Origin of the sequence: Oryzifoliimicrobium ureilyticum, from assembly GCF_037199735.1 — a bacterium.
GTDB classification, from domain to species: Bacteria; Pseudomonadota; Alphaproteobacteria; order Rhizobiales; family Rhizobiaceae; genus Rhizobium; species Rhizobium ureilyticus.
Window position 1 is genome coordinate 43126 of sequence record NZ_JBBBVQ010000019.1, and the last position, 24269, is coordinate 67394.

Below are 24269 nucleotides of genomic sequence, written 5' to 3' on the forward strand. Positions count from 1 at the left end.
CGCCAACAAAGCAAAAGCGTTTGGCTGTCGCGGCCAAACATGGCAGTGGGGAGAGGATAATGCCGCAGAAAATACGAGTCCTGATCGTCGATGATTCAGCCAGTGTGCGCCAGACTTTGGCGCACATCCTGGAAAGCGACCCTGATATCGAGGTCATGGGTGTTGCGAGCGATCCTTTTGTGGCTGCACGCAGGATCCAGGAAGAAATCCCTGACGTCATTACGCTCGACGTGGAAATGCCGCGCATGGATGGCATTACCTTTCTGCGCAAGCTGATGGCCCAGCGACCCATCCCAGTCGTCATGTGCTCTTCCCTGACGGAGGCAGGCTCGGAAACGCTGATGCAGGCGATGGAAGCCGGTGCCGTCGACATCATCCTGAAGTCAAAGATCGGGGCGGCCGACAGCCTGGCAGACGATGCCATGCGTGTGCGCGAGGTCGTCAAGGCGGCCTCCAAGGCGCGTCTTGGCAATCTGCGCAGTATCCGTTCCGTCAGCGCGCCCGCGCCGATTTCACCAACGGCGAAATTGACGGCCGATGCCATGCTGCCGCCTCCGACCGGCCGCGCCATGGCCAAGACAACGGAAATGGTGGTGTGTGTCGGTGCTTCGACAGGCGGCACGGAAGCGCTTCGCGAGTTCCTGGAGGCTTTGCCAGCCAATGCCCCAGGCACCGTCATCGTTCAGCACATGCCTGAAAAGTTCACGGCCGCCTTTGCGAAGCGCTTGAACACGCTGTGCGAAGTCGAGGTCAAGGAAGCCGAAGATGGTGATCCCGTCTTGCGGGGACACGTCCTTATTGCACCCGGCGATAAGCACATGCTGCTGGAGCGGCAAGGGGCGCGCTATCAGGTTTCACTTCGCGATGGGCCACTCGTGTCGCGTCATCGTCCCTCTGTTGATGTCCTCTTTCGGTCTGCAGCGCGTTCGGCCGGTTCGAACGCCATGGGGATCATCATGACGGGCATGGGGGACGATGGTGCCCGTGGAATGCTGGAAATGCATCAGGCAGGTGCCTATACCGTTGCACAGGACGAAGCGAGCTGCGTCGTGTTCGGCATGCCGAAGGAGGCGATCGCACGCGGCGGCGTCGACAGGATCCTGCCGCTCGACGTCATCGCCAGGGAAGTTCTGATCACTCAATCTAGATTTTAGGATCGCAAGCTAAGACGACTTCGCATGTCCGGGACCCGGGTTGCTGCCACAAGAAGCGCGGCAATGCTGCTGATCTTGCGATTTCATGAGTTTCCTCTCGATTTCCGACTGCAGCGCGGAGCGAGCGATGCGTCCTCGTATGGCCTGCCTTGCGATGTGGTACTTGAAATTCGCCCGGTTTTGTGGTCTTGAGGCCGCCTGTCTTCAAGGAGCGTCGTCTTTTTGGACCCCGGCATATATCCGCCCGGCGGCTCTTCGTTTCGATTTCAAGGAAATTTTCTGCATGGCCCGCTCAGCTCTTCTCAATGTCATGGTTCAGGCCGCGATGAAGGCCGGAAAGTCTTTGTCCCGCGATTTCGGCGAGGTGCAGAACCTGCAGGTTTCCATGAAGGGACCGGGCGACTTTGTGTCTGCGGCAGACCGCAAGGCTGAGAAGATCGTGCGCGAGGAACTGATGAAGGCTAGGCCGACATACGGCTTTGCCGGCGAGGAGAGCGAAGAAATTAAGGGTACCGATGGCGCGCATCGCTGGCTTGTCGATCCGCTCGACGGCACCACGAACTTCCTGCATGGCATCCCGATGTTTGCTGTTTCCATCGCATTGGAACGCAACGGAGAAATCGTCGCCGGCGTCATCTTCAATCCTGCAACAGACGAACTTTATGCGACCGAACGTGGCGGCGGGGCATTCATGAACGACCGGCGCTTGCGCGTTGCTGCTCGTCGCGTGCTTTCCGACTGCGTGATTGCCTGTGGGATACCCCATCTTGGCATGAACAATCACGGCAAGTTCCTGGTCGAGCTGCGCCACGTGATGGGCGAAACGGCTGGCGTTCGGCGCACCGGTTCGGCTGCGCTCGATCTTGCTTACGTCGCGGCAGGGCGCTTCGATGGCTACTGGGAACGCGGTATGGAGGCTTGGGATATTGCCGCTGGCGCGCTGATGGTCCGCGAAGCCGGTGGCTTTGCAACGGATTGGGAAGGTGGCACGACCTTGCTGGAATCTGGCGAAGTCGTTGCGGGCAACGAATATATTCACAAGGCGCTTCGCGAAGTCATCAAGCGGCCCGTACCGACCAATTAAGTTTTCGTCCTAGCCCTGTCCGAAGTAGCCGAGCCGGCCTCTTTCGCCGTGATGCGGTATAGAAGCAACGCGCCTTGAAAAGACGCGTCTTTCTGCTAGGCCTATACTTCAATTCAACATAATGTTGAATTACTGTCCGCCCGGATGGATCTGGAGGCTGCGGGATTTTGATGGATGATGTGAATGTGGCGGGCCTTGGCCTGACCGAGCGGAAAGCGGATGGTTATGATTACAAGCTATCCAGCCCGATGCCGTTTCTGTGGACGATGGTGCTTTTCCTTGTCATCGTGGCCTTCATCGCTTCCATTCTGTTTCGTCAGGCGCAAGCCGCCTTCATGCACAATCCGGGGCTTAATGGCCTGATCTTGGGCGTTCTTGGTGTCGGGATCATTCTGGTCTTCACGCATGTCATGTCGCTGCGACCGGAAGTACGGTGGTTCAACTCGTTCCGCGCCGCCGGAAGCGCAGATAAAGTCAATCGCGATCCCAAGCTGCTGGCGCCGATGCGGGCTCTGATCGGCAGCCGCCCGGCCGGCACGCCGCTTTCGACGACGGCATTGCGCTCGATCCTCGATTCCATTGCAAACCGCCTTGACGAGTCGCGCGATGTCTCGCGCTACTTGATCGGGCTGCTTGTCTTTCTCGGTCTTCTCGGGACCTTCTGGGGCCTGATCGGCACCATCGGCTCGATCAGCAGCGTCATCCAATCGCTCGATGCAGGCGGTGGCGGTACTTCCGACGTGTTGGGCGCGTTGAAAGAGGGGCTTTCAACACCGCTTTCGGGCATGGGCCAGGCGTTTTCCTCCTCGCTGCTCGGTCTTTCCGGCTCGCTCATTCTAGGCTTCCTCGATTTGCAGGCAGGCCGCGCCCAGAACCGGTTCTACACCGAACTGGAAAACTGGCTGTCTTCTGTGACCGACCTTGGGGCTGATGCAGGCGGAATTCCTGCCGTCAATGCAAGCGGCGCAACGCCGCAGGATCTTAAGGCCATGACCGATTACCTGAAGCGATTGTCCGATGAAGGTGGTCCCGGCAACCAGCGGACGGTTGCAGCGATGGCCAGCCTGGCAGAAGGCATTCAGGGCCTTGTAAAAAACATGCGCAACGAACAGCAGATGTTGCGCGACTGGATCGAAGCACAGCAGGACGAGGCAAAGGCGATGCGCCGCACGCTGGATCGTCTGGCAGAGCGTCTTGGTGCGCAGGAGCGGCAGGCCGCAATCGGCAAAAGTCGCCCATCAAAAGACGACAAGTCTGAGGATCAATAGCCGATGGCGCTGTCACGCAACCGCCGTCGTGAGCGAGGCATCGACTACTGGCCGGGCTTTGTCGATGCGCTGTCGACCTTGCTGATTGCCGTGATGTTCCTGTTGACGGTTTTCGTCGTGGGACAGTTTGTTCTCAACAGGGAGATCAACGGCCGGGACGAGGTGCTCAATCGCCTTAACAGCCAGATCAACGAGTTGACCCAGATGCTGGCGATGGAAAAGAGCAACCGTCAGGATGCGGAAGATACGGTTGCTAACCTGCAGGCTTCGCTGTCCGGTGCCGAGGCGGAACGTTCGCGTCTGCAGGCCCTGTTGTCCGCCGGTTCGGGCGGACAGACGCAGGCGCAACAGCGGATTACCAGCCTGACACACGAGCTCGACGATCAAAAGCAGATCAGCGGGCGCGCCCTGACCCAGGTGGAATTGCTGAACCAGCAGATTGCGGCGCTGCGCACCCAGATCGCGGCGATCGAGGCCGCACTTCAGGCCTCCGAAGATCGCGACAAGCAGTCCCAGGCAAAAATTGCCGACCTCGGAAGCCGCCTCAATGTCGCGCTTGCCCAGCGCGTCCAGGAACTCAACCGGTATCGATCCGACTTCTTTGGGCGGCTGCGTGAAATCCTGTCGGATCGCGAAAATATCCGCATCGTCGGCGATCGTTTCGTCTTTCAGTCTGAAGTTCTTTTTCCTTCCGGCAGCGCTGACCTCAATCCGCAGGGCACCACAGAGATGGCCAAGCTGGCTGCTGCCCTGATTGATCTTGCCAAGGAAATACCGCCTGAAATCAACTGGGTGCTGCGTGTCGACGGACACACGGACAATGTGCCCCTCGCGGGCACCGGGCGTTATCGCGACAATTGGGAGCTTTCCTCGGCGCGCGCGATTTCCGTCGTGAAGTTTCTGATCTCGAAGGGCGTGCCAGCCGATCGGCTCGTTGCTGCGGGCTTTGGCGAATACCAGCCGATCGCGCCGGGCGATACGCCCGAGGCAAAGGCCACAAACCGCCGCATCGAGTTGAAGCTGACGGAGAAGTAGTCGAGGGCGGGACTGCGCCGAACGTGTTGCGTTGCGGGCGGCATTTCTTATGACGGGGCCGGAGTAGGCCGCCCGTCCTCTTTCCAGCGATATCGTCACTAAGTTGTGGACGGTCGAGCCGTTGTCGTTCTTGGTCATCAGGAAGACGGCACTTGCATCGACAGTGTGGCAAAGAAGAAGCCGGATCTATCGATCGAGTTCTTTTTCCGCAAGCGGGACGACAAAAAGGCAGGCTGAGGCTGATGTGCATCGCCCATGCCATGACATTTGGTGAAGGATACAGGAATGCAGGTTCAGCCGCACGAGCAGGTACAATACATCGTCGAAGGCGGCCATCGCCTGACCGGCGTCATCGAGCCGAGCGGCAATAAGAATGCAGCTCTTCCCATTATCGCGGCCTCGCTTTTGACAGGTGGCCAAGTATCGCTGACCAATGTGCCGCGGATCCGCGACGTCGAGGCCCTTGTCCAGCTCATTCAATCAGTCGGCGCGAAAGCGCGTTGGACCGGTCGCAACGCGCTTGAGATCGAGGCGCAGGATGTGCGCTCTGCCGATCTCGATCCCGAGCTTTGTGCACGCATTCGCGCTTCGATCCTGCTGGCGGGTCCGATGCTGGCTCGGTGCGGCAAGCTGACATTGCCGCCGCCCGGCGGTGACGTCATCGGCCGTCGCAGAGTGGACACGCATTTTCTGGTGCTGGAGCAACTGGGCGCGACGATCACCGTCAACGGCACCTTTCATTTCACGGCGGACAAACTTCGCGGCGCGGATGTGTTTTTCGACGAGCCTTCGGTGACGGCAACGGAAAACGCGCTGTGCGCCGCGGTTGCTGCCGAAGGCGTGACCATCCTGCGCAATTGCGCGTCGGAACCGCATGTGCAGGACCTTGCGAAATTTCTGATCTCTATGGGCGCAAAGATCGAAGGTATCGGCACCAACTGCATGACGATCCATGGTGGGCGGCCCTTGAGCGGCACGCATTACCGGATCGGCGCGGATCACAATGAAGTCGGATCGCTGATCGGCCTTGCTGCCGTCACAGGCTCTGAAATCACGATCCGAAATGCAGGCGTCGAACATCTCCGCTCAACGCTCATGACATTCGAGCGGCTCGGAATCCACTGCCGCATTGAAGGCGATGATCTTATCGTGCCGGCCGAGCAGGAGATGAAGATCAAGCCCGATTTCGGCGGCCATATTCCGAAGATCGAGGATCAGCCCTGGCCGGCTTTCCCGGCCGATACGATGTCGATTGCTATCGTCACCGCAACGCAATGCGACGGTGTCGTCCTGATGTTCGAGAAGATGTTCGAAAGCCGGATGTTCTTTGTCGACAAACTGATCGCCATGGGTGCACGGATCGTCTTGTGCGATCCGCACCGGGCGATTGTCGCAGGTCCTTCGAAGCTTCGTGCGGCAAGCGTGGAGAGCCCTGATATTCGCGCCGGCATGGCGATGCTGATTGCGGCTATGTGTGCCGAAGGGACCACCGTCATCAACAACGCCCAACAGATCGAGCGCGGCTATGAGCGGATCGAAGAGCGGCTGAATGCACTCGGCGCGCGTATCACACGAAACCCGCCGCGACAGGCGTGACTGTCGAGTTCAGGGCAGCCTTGTCTTGGTCGGCGGCTTCTTCTGCGAGCCATGTCGCAAAGGCGGCCATGGCCGACGTTATCGCGCGCGAATGCAGCCTGGTCAGCCAATAGCTGCCCATGGATATCGTGATCTGAAATGGCTGGGCGATGAACCCTGCTGCCAGATCGCGCTCGAACATCATAGGCGGCGCAAGGCCGACACCAATGCCTTGCTTGATCGCCTCCATCATTGCGAGCGATGTGTCGAAGACGATACTGGTCGGCATTTGTCCGCCCGGCGTAACGCCCGCAGCCTCAAACCAGGTTTTCCATTCATCGGCGCGGTAGGATCGCAGCAGGGTCTTATCCAGTAGATCTCCGGGTTCCCTCAGTTGCTCGGCAAGATTGCTGTTGCAGAGCGCTGACAAGGGCGCTTCACAAAGCCGCGTTGCCTCCGTTGCATGCCAGGCGCCGCTGCCGAAGCGAATGGCGAAATCGAGCCCCTCGGCCGCGAGATCGACCCTGTTGTTGTTGGTCGAAAGCCTCAGGTCTATGAAGGGATAGCGGCTTCGAAAGGCCGAAAGACGCGGCAGAAGCCAACCAACGGCGAAGGTGCCGACAGCACCCACGGTCAGCACTTCGCGGATATGGCCCCCGCGCAATTGCTCCAGCACGTCGGCCATCCGGTCAAAGCTGTCCCTTAGCACCGGCAGCAAGGTTTCCGCCTCGGTGGTGATCATCAATCCACGCGGCAACCGGCGAAACAGCTTCAGCCCCAATTGCTCTTCGAGACTGTTGACCTGATGGCTGACCGCCGCCTGGGTGACATTGAGTTCAATGGCCGCCTTGGTGAAGCTGAGATGTCGTGCCGACGCCTCGAAAGCTCGGAAGGCATTGAGCGGAAGATAAGGGCGAACCATAAGGCACCGGCGTAATCTTGTGAAGAACTGACAATTACGGCTACTGGGCTGCCGCCTGGAAAGCCAATAGTTTTTCTAATGGCTTCCTCTATAAAACGTCTTTTGCGGACAGGTCAAAGCCTTGCTACCGATGGCGCCGGGTTGGGTGTGGAAGGAATAGATCATGAAATTCAGTGGTTTTGTTATCGGAGCTTTATCGCTCATGGCTTTTGGTGAGCGGGCAGAGGCGAAGATAATTTGTACCTACGTCATGGATGCGAAGACTGAAAACAGCCTCGTGGAAGAGGGGGACTGTAAGACACGCGTGACGCCGGCGTCGACCTTCAAGGTGGCGCTCAGCGTTATCGGCTATGATGCGGGCTTCCTCAAGGACGAGCATCATCCGCAACTCGATTTTCAAAAAGGCGATCCCGATTGGGGCGGCGATGCCTGGAAGCAGAAGACCGATCCAGTTCGCTGGCTAAAATATTCTGTCGTCTGGTACTCGCAGCGCATCACGCACGCGCTGGGCGAACAAAAGCTGCATGATTACGCTGCCAAGCTCGATTACGGGAACGCGGATTTTTCTGGCGATCCCGGCGAGGACAATGGTCTTCAACGTGCATGGATCATGTCTTCGCTGAAGATTTCCCCCACTGAGCAGGTTGCATTCCTGAGAAAGCTAACCGATCGGTCTTTGCCTGTCAGTCCCCAGGCGATGGATCTTACCATGAAAGTGGTTGAGCAGTTTGATGCTGCGGACGGCTGGGTGGTCCACGGAAAAACGGGAACGGCCTTCCCGAGAAAGCCCGATGGCAGCTTCGACGAAAGCCACGGCTACGGCTGGTTTGTCGGTTGGTCGGAAAAGAATGGACGTCGGCTTATCTTTGCCCGCCTCATACAAGATGACGAAAAGCAAGCTGACAGCCCTGGTGTTCAGGCGCGCGCGTTCATGCTCGCAGATCTTCCGAAGATTGCCGGTCAGCGTTAAAGCAAGGCGTCAGATTTTCTGTCGGGTGTTAAACCCAACACGAAATGTGAAAAGCCCCGGCAGTCTATATTGGCCGGGGCTTCTCTCAGGTCTTGGTGCCAGCCTCGGCGCCTTGCTCAGATCAGACCGTTGCGGTCGTCGTATCCGATGTCGTTGCGCCGGGCGCATTCTTCTTGATGGACTCGATTGCGGCCATTGCGGACGCTTTGGCCTTATAGCCCTCCGAGACAAACATGGTTTCGCCGTTCGACGCTTTGAAGCGGAAGCGAAATTCCTCTTTCTTGTCTTTATACACTTCGAACTTATACATCCTAAGCCTCCAGTGATGCGGGTTCATTAGCGCACTGTAAGATAGCGCACATAACGCCTTCAGGCCACCGGATGCTGCAGTTTATTCGCCGATCGCCCTGATGTTTGCTTCTGATCCGGCTTCGAACTGCAATTTTGCGAGCCGGGAATAAAGGCCGTGATGGCGCAGTAGGCTTTGATGGGTTCCTTCTTCGACAATCCGCCCCTCGCTCATCACGAGAATTCTGTCAGCCTTCAGAATGGTCGCAAGGCGATGTGCGATAACGAGCGTCGTGCGTCCTTGCATCAATCCGTCGAGTGCTTTTTGCACCAGGATCTCGTTTTCCGCGTCGAGCGCCGAGGTCGCTTCATCCAGCAACAGGATCGGCGCATCGCGCAGGATGGCACGCGCAATGGCCACACGCTGGCGCTGGCCGCCGGACAGGGTCACGCCGCGCTCGCCGACTTCGGTATCATATCCTTTGTCGAGACGCTGGATAAACTCATCTGCCTGCGCAGCAATGGCGGCGGCGCGAACTTGATCGCGACTCGCATCGGGGCGGCCGAAGGCAATGTTGTCATGGATCGTTGCGTCGAAGATCGTAACGTCCTGCGGCACAAGGGCGATACGATTGCGCAGGTCTTCCGGCGTGACGGTCCTGATATCCGTCCCATCAATGCGGATGGTGCCTTTTTCCGGATCGTAAAATCTAAGGAGCAGCGAGAAGACACTGCTTTTGCCCGCGCCCGAAGGTCCGACCAATGCGACGGTCTCGCCAGGGTGAATGTGAAAGCTCAATTCCTTCAGGGCCGCAGCGCCGGGTCTTGAGGGATAGGCAAAACTGATGCCGGAAAGTGCGATATCGCCCTTGGCCGGGACGGGCAGGGCGACGGGTTTGGATGGTGCGGCAATGGCGGGCACCTCATCCAGGAGCTCCGTCAAGCGGTCGGTTGCGCCGGCGGCCTGCGAAAGTTCGCCCCAAACTTCGGAAAGCGCGCCAAGTGATCCGGCGGCGATGACGGCATAGAGGAGAAACTGACCGAGCGTGCCCGCCGACATCGAACCGGCAAGAACATTATGAGCGCCGAACCAAAGGACACCGACGACACTGCCGAAAACCAGCGTAATGGCAAAGCCCGTGAGGAAGGAGCGTGCCCGAATGGCGGCTCGTGCTGCCTCAAACGCAGCCTCGACCGATGAGGAATATCGGTCTGCAGCCTGCTGCTCACCATTGAAGGCCTGCACTGTTCGTGTGGCCGAGATCGTTTCGCCCGCATAAGCGGAGGCAGAAGCAAGCGTATCCTGCGCCGTGCGCGACAGGCGGCGCACCGAGCGCCCGAAGGCAACCAGCGGAAAGACGATGACGGGAATGGCGCCGAGGGCAAGGGCGGCGAGCGAGGGTGCGGTGACGACCATCATGGCCGTCGCACCAAGACAGAGAATGAGGTTGCGGAGCGCGACGGATGCGGTCGAGCCCACAGCGGACTTGATCTGTGTCGTGTCGGCAGTCAGGCGCGAGACGATCTCGCCGGATTGGTTCACATCGAAGAATGCCGGTGAAAGGCGCGTAACATGCGCGAAGACATCACGGCGTAGGTCCGAGACAACCCGCTCCCCGAGGGTGATGACGAAATAATAGCGAAGTGCGCTCGACATCGCCAACAGGACGGCCATCACCATCAGCATGGTGAAGTAGCTATTGATGAACGTACCGTCCGCCTGCGAGAAGCCATGATCGATCATGCGACGGACGGCAAGGGGGATTGCAAGCGAGGTAATGGCTGCGACCGTCAGTGCAAATATCGCGCCGATCATCATCTTGCGGTATCGAAGGACATAGGGCGCAAGCCGGCCAAGCGACTTGATGGGTTGTTGCGCGCGGCTGTCTTTCGTCTTCTTCTCGCTCAATTCACCACCATCGCCGAAGCCCGTTAAAAGCAGGCCTGCCCTTGTCATCTGGGCCCTTGTTATTAGGGCCACCTTCCTGTATAGGCACCGCATCCTCATGGGAAGCCGTAGCCATTGCGTCTGCGGCTTCATTTATTCAATCGGGCCTCCTGTCGCAACGGATTGCGACATTTGGACCCTGGCATAGCAGGAAGATTGTTATGAAGGCAGATATTCATCCAGAATACCACATGATCAAGGTGGTCATGACCGACGGTACCGAATACGAAACCCGCTCGACCTGGGGTTCGGAAGGCGCTGTTATGAACCTTGAAATCGACTCCAAGTCCCATCCGGCTTGGACGGGCGGCAATCAGCAGCTCATGGACCGCGGTGGCCGCGTTTCCAAGTTCAACAAGCGTTTCGGCGGCCTCGGCCTCTAAGCCTTGCTTGGATGACTTTCAAAAGAACCCTGCTTCGGCAGGGTTTTTTTATGGTTGGCATTCGACCCCGCGTCGTCCCTTGCGAAGCCAAATGTAGCTTCGTTGATTGGTGCCTTGTAAAGGCAAGCCCAATACTCGCACTGCACGGATTATCCAGCAAACCGCGAAAGGCTGCCGCGCAGTACCATCTCACTGTGAAGACGCATAAAAAAACCGGCTGAAAACAGCCGGCTCCTTTATAGTCGCCAATGCCCCGGATGCGTGCGGCGGGGCGGACGGCTTAGCTATTGCTGAAAGCGGTCTGTAGCAGGTTCAGCTGTGCTTGGACGCTGTTCTGGTTGTCGGGAACGATTGTTGCATCGGCCGGGCGGTAAATTTCCCGATCCAGAAGCGCGATGCGATTTTGGAGGCGCAGGGAACGTTCGACGAGATCTTTAAATGCCTCAGGCAGATCGCCCCAACCGGGTGCTGCTCTGTCAACGTTGAAGCCCTCGAGCCGAACTTTGTTCTTCTCAGCCAAGACCTGTTCGCGAGACATCTCGCCATTGTTGACGGCGCGCTGTAGAAGCAGCCATGAAGCCATCTGCATCAGGCGCGTTGTCAGCCGCATGGACTCTGCCGCATAGAGAACGGAAGCCATGCGTGGCAACACCTTCGAAGCTGCGCGACCGTTGCCGTCGAGGTAAGATGCGGTTTCTTCGACCAGCGCCATACCTTCGGCGTAAAGCGTCTTGAACTGCGAGGATGCGGCGGCGCGACCCGCGAAGCTAACCGTATTCAATCCAAGTTCCGACATGATTAATATTTCCCGTTGCACGCATCTACTTGCTAGGCGATGTAACGAAGGAATTTTTAAAAAAGTTCCCGTGCCGCCTTTGTGTCTAGAAGATGGTAGCAATAGCCGAAACGCGCAAGCCGTTTCTTAAGAAAGGGTTAACTTCCACAATTTCTTTTCGGGAAAAAAGAAGAGCCGCAAAGGCGGCTCTCAAGGTAAAACAGGGAGAAAATCAGACCAATTGACCGCTAGGAAAACTGTCTGCGATCCAGAAAACTGGATGCCCACAGTATTAAAGGATAATGCTTAATAAAGAGTTAAAGGTTCTTTATTTCTTCTTCTTGAGTTGGGGCAGCGGAGCACCAGCATTCCGGCCTGCAGCGGATTTCAACCATGCTAACTCATTGGTTGCAAAGCAGGAATTTCCTCTTCCCGGAAGCATTGCACTCAACTTCCTTGCGCGTTAACGGATCATGGCTCGTGACCCGCGGAAAGACAGTTCTCCACAGCCCATTGATATTCTCAACCTTTCAGTTCCTAAAGTCAGATGTGTCTGGTTTCTACGCGAGAAGGGGTGACAAGTGAGATTCTGCACCGCTTTGGTGCCTCGCGATACTATCGTGCGATGTACGTTTGCGGACATAGAAAAACGTCTGTCAAATCAGCTTCGGGCCAGGTTTAACGTGTTGTTAAGCGCGAATCACCCTGCATTTTTATGAGAAAGCAAGGGCTGTATGCCCGCACCATGACTTGTATTCTCACGCAAACGTGATTGCTGAAGCAGCGCTTGAGCACTCCGATCCGGTCAACAAGCTTCTTCTCGCGGTTTTGAGGCGCATTGATCTACCATCGGTGGCGGGCAGCCATGCTATCGGAAGAGTTTCTCGGCGGCCGAGCGGCCAGAAGCTTTCTTCTCCAGTTCGGCCTCGATGCGCTTGATCTCCTCGATGAGCAAACCAATGCGTGTTTTCAGTTCATCGACGGATAACATCGACAAGTCCGCGCCCAACTCGTCGGATGAGGGTTTGCGAGGGCGATCTTCATCGACAAAGGCCATTGTTTCCTCCTCACGTCTTCTGCTGTTGTTCCTCTAAAGGTTTCCTTACCCGTAAAGCGAAGGATAACCTATAGCACATCACAGCCGGGAAAGCTCCAGATGTGCTTTGCATGCGTCTTCATACGAACGTCGCGCAGGAAAGGATCTATCACCCGAACTTAACGGCAGCGTCACCATCATCGGCTGGTTGGGATTTCCCAGCGCTGCGGTCTGCTAGAGACATTCCGCCTGGCGTGAGCATTGGCGTTGTCGCGGTTGGAATGGTGGCTCTGGCATCGCGTTCACTTGCGGGGACGGAAGGACGAATCCTGCTGCGTATGATCGCGTAGCCGGCGATCAGAATATGTGCCGTCATCGTCACGAGGAAGAGAGCGTGCGGCCCAACGCCAGACATGACCGGGCCGCCAATGGTGGGTCCAATAATCGTGCCGATGCCGTAGAGCAAAAGTAGACCGCCGGATACTTTCACGAAATCTTCCGAGGAGGCAAAGTCGTTCGCGTGGGCGACGGCGATGGGATAAAGCGTGTTGGCGACCGCGCCGTAAAAGATCACGAGTCCGATGACGAAGGCCGGCGTTTTTGGCATGAGGACGAGAATGAGAAAACCGGCGAGGGCGCCAAGTGCCGAAAGGCCCGCCAGCACATAACGCCGGTCGATGCGGTCCGAGAGGCGTCCGGCGGGAAACTGCATAAGGGCGCCGGCAAAAATCGTGGAACTCATCATCACGGCAATGCCGGTGTCGGAAAGACCAGTACCTGCACCGAAGACGGCGCCCAGCGTGCCATAGGCGCCATTGGCGATGCCAATCAGAAGAATACCGATGCAAGAGACCGGCGAGTTGCGGTAGAGCGCCGGCAAATCCAGCCGTACAGCCTTCAGCGGTTGCGGGGAGGCGGCTTTTGACAGGCTGGTCGGCAGCATTGCGACGCAATAGAGAATGCCGCAAAACATAAAGAGAATAGGCGTATGCGGGTTTTCGAGCGGAATCATCATCTGGCCGCCGACGACCCCGAAAAGGGTGATTGCAATATAGAGCGAGAAGATCGCACCGCGCGTCTCATTGGTCGCGCGTTCGTTCAGCCAGCTTTCGATGATCATCGATGTTCCGGCGGTCGAAAACCCTGTGACGGCACGCAGCAGCACCCACCAATAGGGATTGACCGCAATGCCGCTGACAAGGGCAATGATCGCGACGATGGAGATGAAGCTGGAAAAGGCGCGGACATGGCCGACGCGTCGCACCAGTTTGGGCGCGATCAGGCACCCGATGACGAAGCCGGCCGCCCATGATGTGCCGAGCAACCCGAGCACGGTGGTGGGATAGCCCTCAATCGTACCGCGAATGGGAAGAAGAATGCCCTGCAGGCCATTGCCCATAAAGAGGAAAAGCGTACCGACCAAAAGCGCGGCGACGGACAGCAGATTTCTTTTCATCAGCGAACTCGACCTCAGCAGATACGAAACAGCAGCGTGACGCGGCGCGCCCATCCATGTTGCTTCGTATTGATCCCCCTCGACTCATCCCAAGTCCCGCCGCGAACCGTCTCGCAGAAACGGCAGGATCAGCGATGATAGCCTCACCGCCTCTTTCCTTATCCGCGTTTGCCTTTAAGGAATTATGGAGCGGGCTGCATCGATCGCTGTTTTGCGCGGAAAAATGTCTGCTATGTGACGCAGCCTCAAGATATGGAGAAAAAACTATGACCAAATGGATCGCATTGCCGCTGATCCTGGCCATGGTCGTTCAAGTCATCAAACCGTTTGGGATCATGGGCCTCAGACGCCGCAGCGACTTTTGGAAGGTTGCGCTGATTGCCTTTGCGATCTGGACCGTCGATCTGCTCGTTCGCGACTTGTTGCTGTAGCTGCATGATTGGAGCCCGATGCCGCATAGGCCCCCTCGGCGGTCAACCATCAAACGCTTTGACCCCTCACCGTGCAGGTGAGAGGTCAACCATATGGCGATCCGGGTGCTTTGGGTGGATGAGCACGCGCAGCTTTTGTCCCACGACCAAATCCAGAGGTTCTTCCCAGAGGTTCTCGCTCTTGAAGAATTGCGTTTTGCCCGTGAACGGGTTTTTACCTTCCGCGACGACCTGATAGGGATTGCGCCCATTGACGGAATAGGCCGCGTTGATCACCACCTGCTTGAAGCTCGCATCGACGGCAACGCCATTTTTCTGCAGCTCTTGGAGACGCTTGCGGGGCCTTGCTTCGAACCATGCGATAACCAGGCCGACGATGGTGAAGATCACGCCGAGGAACAATATAATTCCCACTCCGAACCATCTGCCGAACAAGTCGTCAGTGACCCCATTTAGCGGTTCTTGCGGATCGTAAAGAACCGTGACGGTGTCGCCTTCGGAAAAACGAGGTGGGGTTGATGTAATGCTATCGATGAGTTCATGGCTCTTTCCGTTCACATCTGTGAAGGTAATAATTGCGCGATAACCCGAGCTGTTGCTGCTGCGATCGATAATGAGATCGCTCACGCGACCCTCGGCCCTCAGCGCCCGCGCAACAAACTGCTGATCGCGATAGAAAAGGACTGCGGACCCGATCAAGAGCAGGAATCCGACTGCGGCAAAGCCCCGGCCAATCCAGCGCATGATCTTGGACATGATTTTTCTCCCAAGCTAACATCTGCAGATACTTAGCCTTCATCTTCTTCTTTATCAACCCGGAGAAGAAGAAAGTAATAATGCTATTGAAGGTTGCAGATATTCTGTGGGAGTACGAACATGTCGCTGGCCACTTCTTGATGTCCTGTTGCAGGAGCGCCGTTCAGCCGCTTTCCTTCGGCTCAGGGGATATGGTGAAGATCGAGGAGGAGCATCAGCATGGATGACACCAATTATTTCAAACAGACGAGCGGCTGGACGATCAGTCAACGCGCGGATTCAACCCTGCCTGGCTATCTTATCGTTGCCGCGAAACGAAAGACTTCGGAGCTGTGGTCCTTGCCTGCCGAAGAACTCACGGAGCTGGGTTCTCTTCTGGGGGTGGCCCAAAGGGCGCTGATGGAGACGCTTGGCGCCAAACGCGTCTATATCGGCCGATATGGTCACACGGCAGGCCACTCGTTCCACTTCCACATCATCCCGATCTACGACTGGATTGAAGATATGTTTGCGAGCGATGAGAGATATCGGCTTTTGCAAAGCTTTGCCGACCCAGATTTTGGCACTGAACCTGACGGTGCGGAGCTGACGCTTTATGTGTGGCGGGAATTTTGCGAAAGCCGTCATCCACCACAGGTCCGGGGACCAACAGTCTCGGAGGCGATTGCGCTCTTGCGCGAGCGTTTGATGTAGGCAAAAGCTGGCGTCTATTTTCTGAGGGAATTACTCGAAACCGCTCCGCGAAAGTCGGTTTCGACGCATGCAGTTCGGGCTCGACCATGGTGATCGAGCCCGAACTATTCATTTCGTTATGCTGCTGTCGGTGCTTTGTTAGGTGCCTTCACGGCCTCAAGCGGCGTAACTATGCGATGGGCGCTGATGTCTGCGGCTGTCGAGCCGTGTCTCGTGAAGCTTGAACATCGACACGAGGTTGCCGAGATGAGCCGCCTGGTCGGCGAGCTTGGTGGTTGCTGCCGTGGATTCTTCCACCATGGCGGCGTTTTGCTGGGTCATCTGGTCCATTTGGCTGACCGCAGTATTGATCTCGGCAAGCCCGGTCGACTGCTCTCTGGAGGCGGTAGCGATTGCGCTAACGCGATCATTGATCATCGCGACATGCGTTCTGATCTCCGTCAGTGCTTCACCCGTTTCCGTAACCAGCTTCACGCCTTCCTGCACTTCACTACGCGAACGCGTGATCAGCGTTTTGATATCTTTGGCAGCGGTGGCCGAGCGCTGGGCAAGTTCCCGCACCTCCTGGGCAACGACGGCAAAGCCTTTTCCTGCATCGCCCGCACGGGCAGCTTCCACACCCGCGTTCAAGGCAAGCAGATTTGTCTGGAAAGCGATTTCATCGATCACATTCAGGATGTTGCCGATCTCTCCGGACGCCTGCTCGATCCGCCCGATCGCTGCGACGGCACTCTGGACAACTTCGGCCGATCGCTCGGTGCTATTTCGGGTCTGCGCCACCATCGTTGTCGCTTCCGAAGAGCGATCAGTCGAACTTTTGACGGCAGAGGTGATTTCCTCAAGGGCTGCTGCCGTTTCCTCCAAGGAGGCGGCCTGCTGTTCGGTGCGCTTCGAAAGATCCTGCGACGCCAGGCTAAGCTCTCCTGCGCCGCCGTTGATCATGTCGATAGCGGTGCGCACTTCCATCATGATGGCATGCAGCCGCTCCATCGTCGCATTCACGTTGTTCTGCAGGTCGAGGAACACGCCTTTGAACTCGCCCTGCATATTCTCGGTAAGGTTGCCCTGCGCCAGTGCGGCAACAACGCGATTGGTTTCGGCAACGCCCCGATCCACTGATGTAACGAGTTCGTTGACGCTCACGGCAAACTTATTGAGATCGGGATTTTCATACCGCTTGTTGATCCGGGCCGTGAAGTCGCCGGCAACGGCGGAGGATACGACATAGGCAATGTTGGTTTGTAGATCCGCGTTCTGTTCGTGCAGTGCGGCTTCTTGTCTGTTTAGATCGCGAACCTTGACGGCATTGTCCTTGAAGACCAGAACGGCGCGGGCCATATCGCCGATCTCGTCTTCCCTTTTGGTGTGCGGGACGTCGCTCGACAGGTTGCCGCCTGCAAGCACTTTCATGCAGTGGGTAATGCTTTCGATCGGGGTTGCGATTGCTCTGCGTCCAAAAAGGGCGGACCCAGCCATCAAGATGACGAGGATGGCGGAAAGGCCTATGCTCACCAATGATGCGGTGTTCTGCAAACTGCGGCGCTCGTCGTTTGCCGCTTCGACGCGCTGCTTCGCGACGTTGACGGTTTGGTCAACCAGAGTTGCGAGTTGGTCGCTCATCTTCTTCAGGGCGGGAAGCCGTGCTGTCACGTCCTTTTCGCCCTTTGCCATGGCAGAGCTTAAATCGGTAACCGCCGAATGATATTGATTCAGAAGGTCGGCAATCGTTCCAGCTTGCTGGCGATCAGCCGCAGGAAGCGTACCGCTGCTTGCGAGTTTCAGATATTTGGAAGCAGATTGATAGCGCTGATCGAGGTAGGCATTTGCGGCCGCTGCTTCCTGTTCGGTGCCGGCAAGGCGCAGCTCGCTGGTACCCAGCTCCATCCCACGCAATGAGGCTTTCATATCAACCATGTTGCGGGCGATTTCGGATTGATCACGGCCAAAAGATACAGCCTGATCGATCCAGTGCATTAACAACCATCCAGCGATCGAGATTAAGACCGCGAGGACGATGCCTCCCCCTGACATGAGGGTCAGTTTGGAGCTGATGCGTATAACCCGTAACGTCATGGTGTTTATAAACCTCGATTGAAAAAGCTTAACTTCGCAGTTCTGAGACGTGAGCTATCCGGTCAAAGGATTTCTTCACGTCAATAAAGAAAGTACGAAATCATACCGTTCAGCTTTTAAGAAAGCTTTTAGATCGTTCGCCGACTATTGAATTAATGCACGTCGAAGATGCAGTTCAGCAGGCTCAGGTTAGTCTGCAAGAAGGCAGCTTTTTACTTATTCGACGCCGATCTCTTCGCGCGCAATCTGTCGATCTAGATGCCTTAGCTCTTGGTGGACTGCAGGTGGATCGGCGGCGTGAATAAAATCACGCCTGCGATATATGCACCGTCAGTATAGGTGAGCGATTTTGCAGGAGGTGGCAACGAATGGCTTCACTTCGCCGCGTGATGGGATTGCCTTTCTATCTTGTTATCTTGGCGGTGTTTTTCATCGGCATGCCGCCTGCCATGGCTGATGGCGATCCGCACTCTTGCGCGGGCCCAGGCCCAAACGGTCCCGGCGCGCTCGTCGAGTTGCTTCAGCACGAAAAGACATGTCAGGCGGCTCTGAAAACCCTATGGGAATGCCAATGGGGCTCCAGCGCCGACACAGCCTTCAGTGCTGTCGTCGTTGGAAAGTGCGAAAGCAGTTTCTTCGACCGGCTTAGCTCATCCGCTCAGCGGAACTATGCCGCGCGGATGGAACTCTGCGCCTATCGATACGCGCGCGTCTCCGGAACGCTCTTTATGTCAATGGCTGCTTTTTGCCAGGCACAGGAGGCAGCGAGCACGGCATCAAATCCGGCGCTTGCCGATAAGCCTCTCGATCGGGCCAGCTTCGATTGCACGAAAGCAGAAAGTCCGATCGAGAAGACGATCTGCGCCAGCCCTTCCCTGGGAAAGGCTGATCTTGTGTTGGGGCAAGAATACCGGGATGCGCTCAAGTCGGTCACCAATGAGGATAGGGCACAGCTTGTGGCGGACGAAAAGGCATGGCTTGAGCGCATAACGAGCCAGTGCAAGCCGAATGAAACAGCTTCGCCAACGATTGTCGCGTGCCTGAGAAACGCTTTTGAAATCCGTTTCAGTACCCTTATCAATTGCGGTGAAGGTGGCAACTACACACCAGAGTGCCTGGACGACGACAGCTCTGTAAAACCTGGTGACGATGCAAAGGAGCGCGCTAGTTTCGATTGCGACAGTCCTTCGACGGCAATCGAGATCGCGATCTGTGCCGACGCCGCGTTAGGACAAGTCGACATCGAGATGGCCGCCGCCTATCAAAAGGCGCGAGATCGCGCTGCTGAAGATCATCGGAAGGTCTTGCTGGACAGCCAGCGAAAATGGCTCTTCTTTGTTGAAAAATCATGCCCTCTTGGTGCCATCGGGGGCATTCCACCTTTAGCTGAGCGTGCCTGTATTCGCTCGGCTTACCAAGAGCGCATAGTTCAATTGAACGAGTGCCCGCAGGCGAACCTCGAAGTAGAGGAGCAGTGTCTCGATAGTTTCCGTCTGGTTTCGCAGGACGCGAAAGAACCGTAGCGCGCGGTAACAAAGCCCAACCTCGGCCGATCGGGCTTTGTGTTTTTCCTATGGTTCAGTTCTTCGCTGATGAGAGCACAGCGACACCCGGCAGTTCCTTGCCTTCCATCCATTCAAGGAAGGCGCCGCCTGCGGTCGAGACATAGGTGAAATCGTCAACGACGCCGGCATGATTCAGCGCCGAAACAGTGTCGCCCCCACCCGCGACCGACACCAACTTACCAGCCTTGCTACGATCTGCCGCAATTTTTGCCGCGGCGACGGTCGCTTTGTCGAATGGTTCGATCTCGAATGCGCCAAGCGGTCCGTTCCAGACCAGGGTCGCTGCTTTTTCGATCCAGGACTTGATCGCCTCAACAGATTTCGGGCCTACATCGAGGACCATGGCGTCAGCGGGGATGGCGTTGATGCCAACCGTCTCGTTTTCGGCGTTTGCCTTGAATTCCCGGGCGACGACACTGTCCTCAGGCAGAACGATAGCGCAGCCCGCGCTTGCAGCCTCGATCATGATCTGCTTGGCCGTCTCTGCAAGGTCGTGTTCGCAGAGCGATTTGCCGACATTGGTTCCGCGCGCGGCGATAAAGGTATTGGCCATGCCGCCGCCAATGACAAGAGCATCGACCTTTTTGACGAGGTTCGTCAGGAGGTCGATCTTGGTCGATACTTTGGCACCGCCAACAATGGCGACGACTGGACGCGTCGGATTGCCGAGACCTTTTTCGAGGGCTTCCAGTTCGGCCTGCATGGTGCGGCCGGCATAGGCGGGAAGATGATGCGCCAGCCCTTCCGTCGAGGCATGGGCACGATGGGCAGCCGAGAAGGCATCGTTCACGTAAAGATCGCCATTTGCGGCCAGAGCCTTGACGAAGTCAGGATCGTTCTTTTCTTCGCCTTTGTGAAAGCGTGTATTTTCCAGCAGAAGAATATCGCCATCCTTCATGGCCGAGACGGCGGATGCCGCTGCCTCGCCGATGCAATCGGAAGCGGTTGCCACTGGTTTGCCAAGTACCTTTTCGACATCGCTCGAAATCGTCGACAATGACAGGTCCGGTGACGGACCATCCTTCGGGCGGCCGAAATGCGCAAGGAGAATGACCTTTGCGCCCTTCTGTGACAGTTCGAGAATGGTCGGCGCGACGCGCTCGATGCGGGTCGTGTCCGTCACCTTGCCGTCCTTGACTGGCACATTGAGATCAACGCGCACGAGAATGCGCTTTCCACCGATGGCATGGAGATCGTCGAGGGTCTTAAATGCGGGCATTGTGAACATCCGTCCGTTCTTGAAAAGATGGCGCGACCATAGCAAGGATGATCGCCGACGCAAGGCAGTCAGGAGCGGTTTTCGCCTGACGTTTCATCCGGGCCGGCGGCCACCGCTTTCTTGTCGTGCGAGCGAAAGTAGCGATCGCGAATCCGTGCGACGATTTCCCGAAGATTGATGAAGATCGGCAGGTTGGTAGCGGGCTCCACCGGTTCGAGCGACATGCCGATCGAGGTAATGTGACCAAGATCGTCAAGATCGCGTACGATGAGAATGATCGAGCCAAGGCGCACGCGGTCGGCATATTCTGCCTTGCCGTTGAGGCGCTGGCGCATCAGTTCGGCGATGGTCAGCGTCTTCTCGTTTTCGTTCAGAAGACCTGGCCCGTAAGCCATGTCCAGATCGGCAGCGCTGCGTGCCGGAGACAGCGCAAAAGCACCGAAAAAGTCGGTATCGTCCTCGTCCACAGGCGCGCGGCTTGCGAAGAGCCGGTCGAGGAGACGCGAATAACCGGGCGCGATGAAGAGGTAGACGAGATCGTTTTCCCTCAAGCGACCGGCATATTGGTAACGCATGGACTTGCCGTCGCGGATGACAAGCGACGGGATCGCCCAGCGCGGAATGCGTTCGCCGCGCAGGACTGGACTGTCCTTGACGACGCGATACGACAACAACTCGTGATTAGCACTACCCGGCAGGTCGACCTCGACCTTGTCGATTGCGCCGATCCGGCGCGGGACGATCAGCCCAAGCTTTTTGGCGACCGGTTTGATTGTCCAGCCCTGAATGAGAAGCGAGACGAGGACGATGATGAAGGCCGTGTTGAAATAGACCTGGCCATTTTCGAGGTTGCCAAGGATCGGCATGATGGCGAGAAGGATGGAGACGGCACCGCGCAACCCGACCCAGGCGACGAAGCCGATTTCCTGCTGGGTATAATCGAAGGGCAGGAGCGAGGCCCACACGGCCAGCGGGCGCGCGATGAAAATGAGGAAGAGCGCAAGGGCAATGGCCGGCAGCAAGATTGCTGGAAATTGTGAGGGGGTGGCAAGAAGCCCAAGCACCAGGAACATGATGATCTGCGCCAGCCAAGTCAGACCTTCCTGGAAGCGCTTGATCGAGGCATAAGCGGGCAGGCGCCTGTTGCCGGCATAGATACCTGCAACATAAACCGCCAGAAAGCCGCTGCCGCCGACCGCACCGGTAAATGAAAAGACGAGCATCGCCAGCGCCAGAACGAAGATCGGCGTCAGCCCGCGATCGGTTTCGAGCTTTGTGACGATCAAGACGATCATCATTCCGCCGAGCAGTCCGAGGATGACGCCAAGGCCCATTTGTTCGATGAACATCGCCAGCATGCCGATATTGATGCCGCCATAGCCTTGATCCGTGGCGAGCACCCCCACGAGGGCGATGGTCAGGAATATTGCCATGGGATCGTTGGTGCCCGATTCCACCTCCAGCGTCGAGCGCACCTTGTCGCGGATGTTGATGCCGCCGATGCGCAGGAGAAAGAAGACGGCAGCTGCATCCGTCGACGCCACGATGGAGCCGAGCAGCAAGCCTTCCAGCCAGGTAAAGCCGAGCAGCCACATGGCGGGCAGGGCGAAGATCGAGGCTGTCAACAGCACGCCGGCCGAAGAAAGCGCCAGCGAGGGCACTGCGGCCAGTTTGAAGGCCTGCACGGGGGTACTGAAGCCGGAATCGAAAAGAATGACCGCAAGCGCGATGGAGCCAAGGATGTAGGCGAGATAGTTGTTGGTGAACTCGATACCGAGCCCGTCAACGCCCGCCAGCAAGCCGATGCCAAGGAAAAGAAGCAAGAGAGGCGCGCCGAAGCGAAAGGCGAGCAGACTGGAAAAGGCCGCCAGAAGCACAAGTCCCGTCGAGATCAAAACGACGATGTAAAATGCTTCCACGTCTGTCCCTTTCCATGCTCATGTTGCAAAACCTGCCGGCTTTGCGCTCGTTCCGTCCCGCGGGCAAAATGCCTTGAAAGCAGCGAAAGCCGAAGCAGGTTACCCGTTGGTAACCGGTCCTGCACGTCAAACACCTCATGCCATGGGAAGCTTCGCCAACAAGCGAAACCGGACGATATGCCGTGAAACAGCACATGCTGAATTTTCCTGCTGAATGGGGCGATAGAAGGGCAGGAAAACCATGAGGATGTGCTTTGCAGCATTTTGCGCGTTCGGACCTCAGCTGAGGTCGTGCAGGTCCTTGCCGAGCGGAGCGGTCAAGCGGAAGTCTGAAAACCGGACCGCCAGTCCTGCCCGTTCCGGGGTGCAGCACATTGGGCCGACCAGGTAGGCTTCCGCTTTTGGAAATGGCGCAAGACGAAGCAGCGGCCAAGTGTGCCCATCATGGGATGACTGCAGACGCAGGACACCGTCCGCCACGGTTGCCCGGATATGAAAGTCGCGGGCGTCGTGCTCATAAGGACCGGTCGCCCAATCCGAACGCCCATCGGTCAGCACGCTCGAGAGCATCGCCCGGCCGTCCGATAGTTCGATGCCTGCTTTGACCCAGCGACGCTCGTCAATCCGCACCATCAGTCCGGCCTGGTCGTAGAGCGTCTCATAGTTGGCTCGAACCCGAAGTTGCGCGGTGAAAGCGCTGGCGGTGCAAATGCCGAAGAAGTGGCCGCTGTCACGCGTGAAACCATAGTGGGTTTCGCGCCAGAAATCGCTGCCGGCACTGGTTTCCACCACCAAGTCCTCGCCCTCCCAGGACCAGCTTTTGGGCTCGTTCAGCCATATGCCGTCTTTCATTTCGAGTGTCCTCAAGTCTTTGGAGATGTGAAGATGGCATGCGCCATTTATGGCGAAGTTTTTGCCTGTCCGGTTGCGATATATAGCGCGGCAGCCCGGTTGCAATCGCGTCGCGCAGACGAATGCTTTCGTGCGGTCAGTCGTCCTGCTTTATTCTGCCGCTTCCGTTGATTTCGGATTTGCGCAAGGTTGGGTGACCGGAGAGCCTGACATTGCCGCTTCCATTAAGCGAGACCTCCGCGTCAACGGAGGCCTTGATTTCAGCATCGCCACTGCCGTTTATTTTCACGGCGGCCGACTTTGCCTCAAGACCATTCGTTTGGGCACTTCCGGAGCCGGCGATTGTCAGCGCCAGTTTTTCGACTTTTCCGGTCGCGTTCACGCTGCCGCTGCCATTTATGGTAACGTCCAACTTAGGCTGGTCGATCTCCGAGAGGCTCATTTCGCCCGAACCCATCAGCTTCCAATTGGAAATTGGTGGACCTGAGATAGTGACCTGAAACGAGGAGCTCCCTGAGTTGCTATTGCATTCCATGGTCAGTCGGTCGCCCTCGAATTTGACATTGCCGAGGATCGCAGGGTCGCCTGTCACGATCGCCTGAGCTTCGCCCCCTGGCTGGTAATGTATCGAGGCGGGGAGATCGATTGTCAGATGATCGGTAGGCTTGAAGGGAAGGACGAGCTGATCTCCCAAGGGTGGAGAATCGGCGCAGCTTCCGCTCTGCCGATCAAGGACATTTGCCACCTCGAGCCAGGCAGGACGCCCTGAAAGGGCTTTGCCCATGGACAGCAGAGCAACTGCTCCGAGAATGCCCGTTAAGGCAACGATCTTCAATGCACGCGTCATTCTTCAATCTCCCTCAACTG

General features: G+C 57.2%; 23 protein-coding genes. 11 read left to right on the forward strand and 12 right to left on the reverse strand.

Going from position 1 to position 24269, the window contains the following annotated elements; translation table 11 throughout:
- Nucleotides 1–59: 59 nt before the first annotated feature.
- The 5 genes from VQ830_RS21920 to murA all read left to right on the forward strand — a co-directional run bounded on the left by VQ830_RS21920 (nt 60) and on the right by murA (nt 6137).
- The gene (locus VQ830_RS21920; RefSeq protein WP_337270283.1) at nt 60–1154 is read left to right on the forward strand and encodes a protein-glutamate methylesterase/protein-glutamine glutaminase; all 1095 of its coding nucleotides are present in this window, start codon (nt 60–62) and stop codon (nt 1152–1154) included.
- A 283-nt stretch (nt 1155–1437) separates the two neighbouring features.
- On the forward strand, nt 1438–2238 hold the full coding sequence (locus VQ830_RS21925; protein ID WP_337270284.1) for an inositol monophosphatase family protein: 801 nt from the start codon (nt 1438–1440) through the stop codon (nt 2236–2238).
- 170 nt (nt 2239–2408) lie between these two features.
- Nucleotides 2409–3506: a flagellar motor protein MotA gene (locus tag VQ830_RS21930; RefSeq protein WP_337270285.1), complete on the forward strand. Its 1098-nt coding sequence runs from the start codon at nt 2409–2411 to the stop codon at nt 3504–3506.
- A 3-nt stretch (nt 3507–3509) separates the two neighbouring features.
- Nucleotides 3510–4541: a peptidoglycan -binding protein gene (locus tag VQ830_RS21935; RefSeq protein ID WP_337270286.1), complete on the forward strand. Its 1032-nt coding sequence runs from the start codon at nt 3510–3512 to the stop codon at nt 4539–4541.
- Between the two features lie 285 nt (nt 4542–4826).
- Entirely contained in the window at nt 4827–6137 is a 1311-nt protein-coding gene (murA, locus tag VQ830_RS21940; protein ID WP_337270287.1) for a UDP-N-acetylglucosamine 1-carboxyvinyltransferase, read from the forward strand.
- Here murA and VQ830_RS21945 read toward each other — a convergent pair.
- Nucleotides 6109–7038 carry a LysR family transcriptional regulator gene (locus tag VQ830_RS21945; RefSeq protein WP_337270288.1) on the reverse strand — a complete coding sequence of 310 codons (930 nt, stop codon included), beginning with the start codon at nt 7036–7038 and terminating at the stop codon, nt 6109–6111. The two genes, murA and VQ830_RS21945, sit on opposite strands and share 29 nt — an antisense overlap.
- Before the next feature lie 163 nt (nt 7039–7201).
- On the opposite strand from VQ830_RS21945, the gene blaOXA reads away from it, so the two are divergent.
- Complete coding sequence (blaOXA, locus tag VQ830_RS21950; RefSeq protein ID WP_337270289.1) at nt 7202–8008, forward strand: class D beta-lactamase; 807 nt, start codon at nt 7202–7204, stop codon at nt 8006–8008.
- A gap of 121 nt (nt 8009–8129) precedes the next feature.
- Here blaOXA and VQ830_RS21955 read toward each other — a convergent pair whose 3' ends face one another.
- On the reverse strand, nt 8130–8318 hold the full coding sequence (locus VQ830_RS21955) for a YegP family protein (protein ID WP_337270290.1): 189 nt from the start codon (nt 8316–8318) through the stop codon (nt 8130–8132).
- 81 nt (nt 8319–8399) lie between these two features.
- Nucleotides 8400–10253, reverse strand: coding sequence for an ABC transporter transmembrane domain-containing protein (locus tag VQ830_RS21960; protein ID WP_337270291.1), 1854 nt, complete (start codon nt 10251–10253; stop codon nt 8400–8402).
- Nucleotides 10254–10405: 152 nt separating this feature from the next.
- Between VQ830_RS21960 and rpmE the strand changes: the two genes are divergently transcribed.
- Nucleotides 10406–10627, forward strand: a complete 222-nt coding sequence (gene rpmE / locus VQ830_RS21965; RefSeq protein ID WP_337270292.1) for a 50S ribosomal protein L31 — start codon at nt 10406–10408, stop codon at nt 10625–10627.
- 280 nt (nt 10628–10907) lie between these two features.
- Here the strand turns inward: rpmE and rcdA are convergent, their stop codons facing one another.
- The 3 genes from rcdA to VQ830_RS21980 form a co-directional block, all read right to left on the reverse strand.
- Entirely contained in the window at nt 10908–11423 is a 516-nt protein-coding gene (gene rcdA / locus VQ830_RS21970; RefSeq protein ID WP_337270293.1) for a protease adaptor protein RcdA, read from the reverse strand.
- 847 nt (nt 11424–12270) lie between these two features.
- Nucleotides 12271–12459, reverse strand: a complete 189-nt coding sequence (locus VQ830_RS21975) for a DUF1192 domain-containing protein (RefSeq protein ID WP_337270294.1) — start codon at nt 12457–12459, stop codon at nt 12271–12273.
- Between the two features lie 148 nt (nt 12460–12607).
- Nucleotides 12608–13894, reverse strand: coding sequence for an MFS transporter (locus VQ830_RS21980; RefSeq protein ID WP_337270295.1), 1287 nt, complete (start codon nt 13892–13894; stop codon nt 12608–12610).
- 266 nt (nt 13895–14160) lie between these two features.
- Here VQ830_RS21980 and VQ830_RS21985 point away from each other — a divergent pair, with 266 nt between their 5' ends.
- Nucleotides 14161–14325 (forward strand): hypothetical protein, encoded by a 165-nt coding sequence (locus tag VQ830_RS21985; RefSeq protein WP_337270296.1) that lies wholly within the window; start codon nt 14161–14163, stop codon nt 14323–14325.
- A gap of 66 nt (nt 14326–14391) precedes the next feature.
- Here VQ830_RS21985 and VQ830_RS21990 read toward each other — a convergent pair whose 3' ends face one another.
- The gene (locus VQ830_RS21990; protein ID WP_337270297.1) at nt 14392–15081 is read right to left on the reverse strand and encodes a DUF3592 domain-containing protein; all 690 of its coding nucleotides are present in this window, start codon (nt 15079–15081) and stop codon (nt 14392–14394) included.
- An 80-nt stretch (nt 15082–15161) separates the two neighbouring features.
- Between VQ830_RS21990 and VQ830_RS21995 the strand changes: the two genes are divergently transcribed.
- A complete protein-coding gene (locus tag VQ830_RS21995) occupies nt 15162–15308 on the forward strand; it encodes a hypothetical protein (RefSeq protein ID WP_337270298.1) in 147 nt (48 codons plus the stop codon).
- Nucleotides 15301–15774, forward strand: coding sequence for an HIT family protein (locus VQ830_RS22000; protein WP_337270299.1), 474 nt, complete (start codon nt 15301–15303; stop codon nt 15772–15774). The genes VQ830_RS21995 and VQ830_RS22000 overlap by 8 nt, the downstream gene beginning before the upstream one ends.
- 156 nt (nt 15775–15930) lie before the next feature.
- Here the strand turns inward: VQ830_RS22000 and VQ830_RS22005 are convergent, their stop codons facing one another.
- Entirely contained in the window at nt 15931–17748 is a 1818-nt protein-coding gene (locus tag VQ830_RS22005; protein ID WP_337270300.1) for a methyl-accepting chemotaxis protein, read from the reverse strand.
- Between the two features lie 467 nt (nt 17749–18215).
- Between VQ830_RS22005 and VQ830_RS22010 the strand changes: the two genes are divergently transcribed.
- Nucleotides 18216–19370, forward strand: a complete 1155-nt coding sequence (locus tag VQ830_RS22010) for a lysozyme inhibitor LprI family protein (protein WP_337270301.1) — start codon at nt 18216–18218, stop codon at nt 19368–19370.
- Between the two features lie 55 nt (nt 19371–19425).
- Here the strand turns inward: VQ830_RS22010 and VQ830_RS22015 are convergent, their stop codons facing one another.
- The 4 genes from VQ830_RS22015 to VQ830_RS22030 all read right to left on the reverse strand — a co-directional run bounded on the left by VQ830_RS22015 (nt 19426) and on the right by VQ830_RS22030 (nt 24249).
- Entirely contained in the window at nt 19426–20631 is a 1206-nt protein-coding gene (locus VQ830_RS22015) for a phosphoglycerate kinase (protein ID WP_337270302.1), read from the reverse strand.
- A gap of 68 nt (nt 20632–20699) precedes the next feature.
- On the reverse strand, nt 20700–22550 hold the full coding sequence (locus VQ830_RS22020) for a potassium/proton antiporter (RefSeq protein WP_337270303.1): 1851 nt from the start codon (nt 22548–22550) through the stop codon (nt 20700–20702).
- Nucleotides 22551–22829: 279 nt separating this feature from the next.
- Nucleotides 22830–23402: a DUF1349 domain-containing protein gene (locus VQ830_RS22025; protein ID WP_337270304.1), complete on the reverse strand. Its 573-nt coding sequence runs from the start codon at nt 23400–23402 to the stop codon at nt 22830–22832.
- Nucleotides 23403–23538: 136 nt separating this feature from the next.
- The gene (locus VQ830_RS22030; RefSeq protein ID WP_337270305.1) at nt 23539–24249 is read right to left on the reverse strand and encodes a GIN domain-containing protein; all 711 of its coding nucleotides are present in this window, start codon (nt 24247–24249) and stop codon (nt 23539–23541) included.
- Nucleotides 24250–24269: the final 20 nt, after the last annotated feature.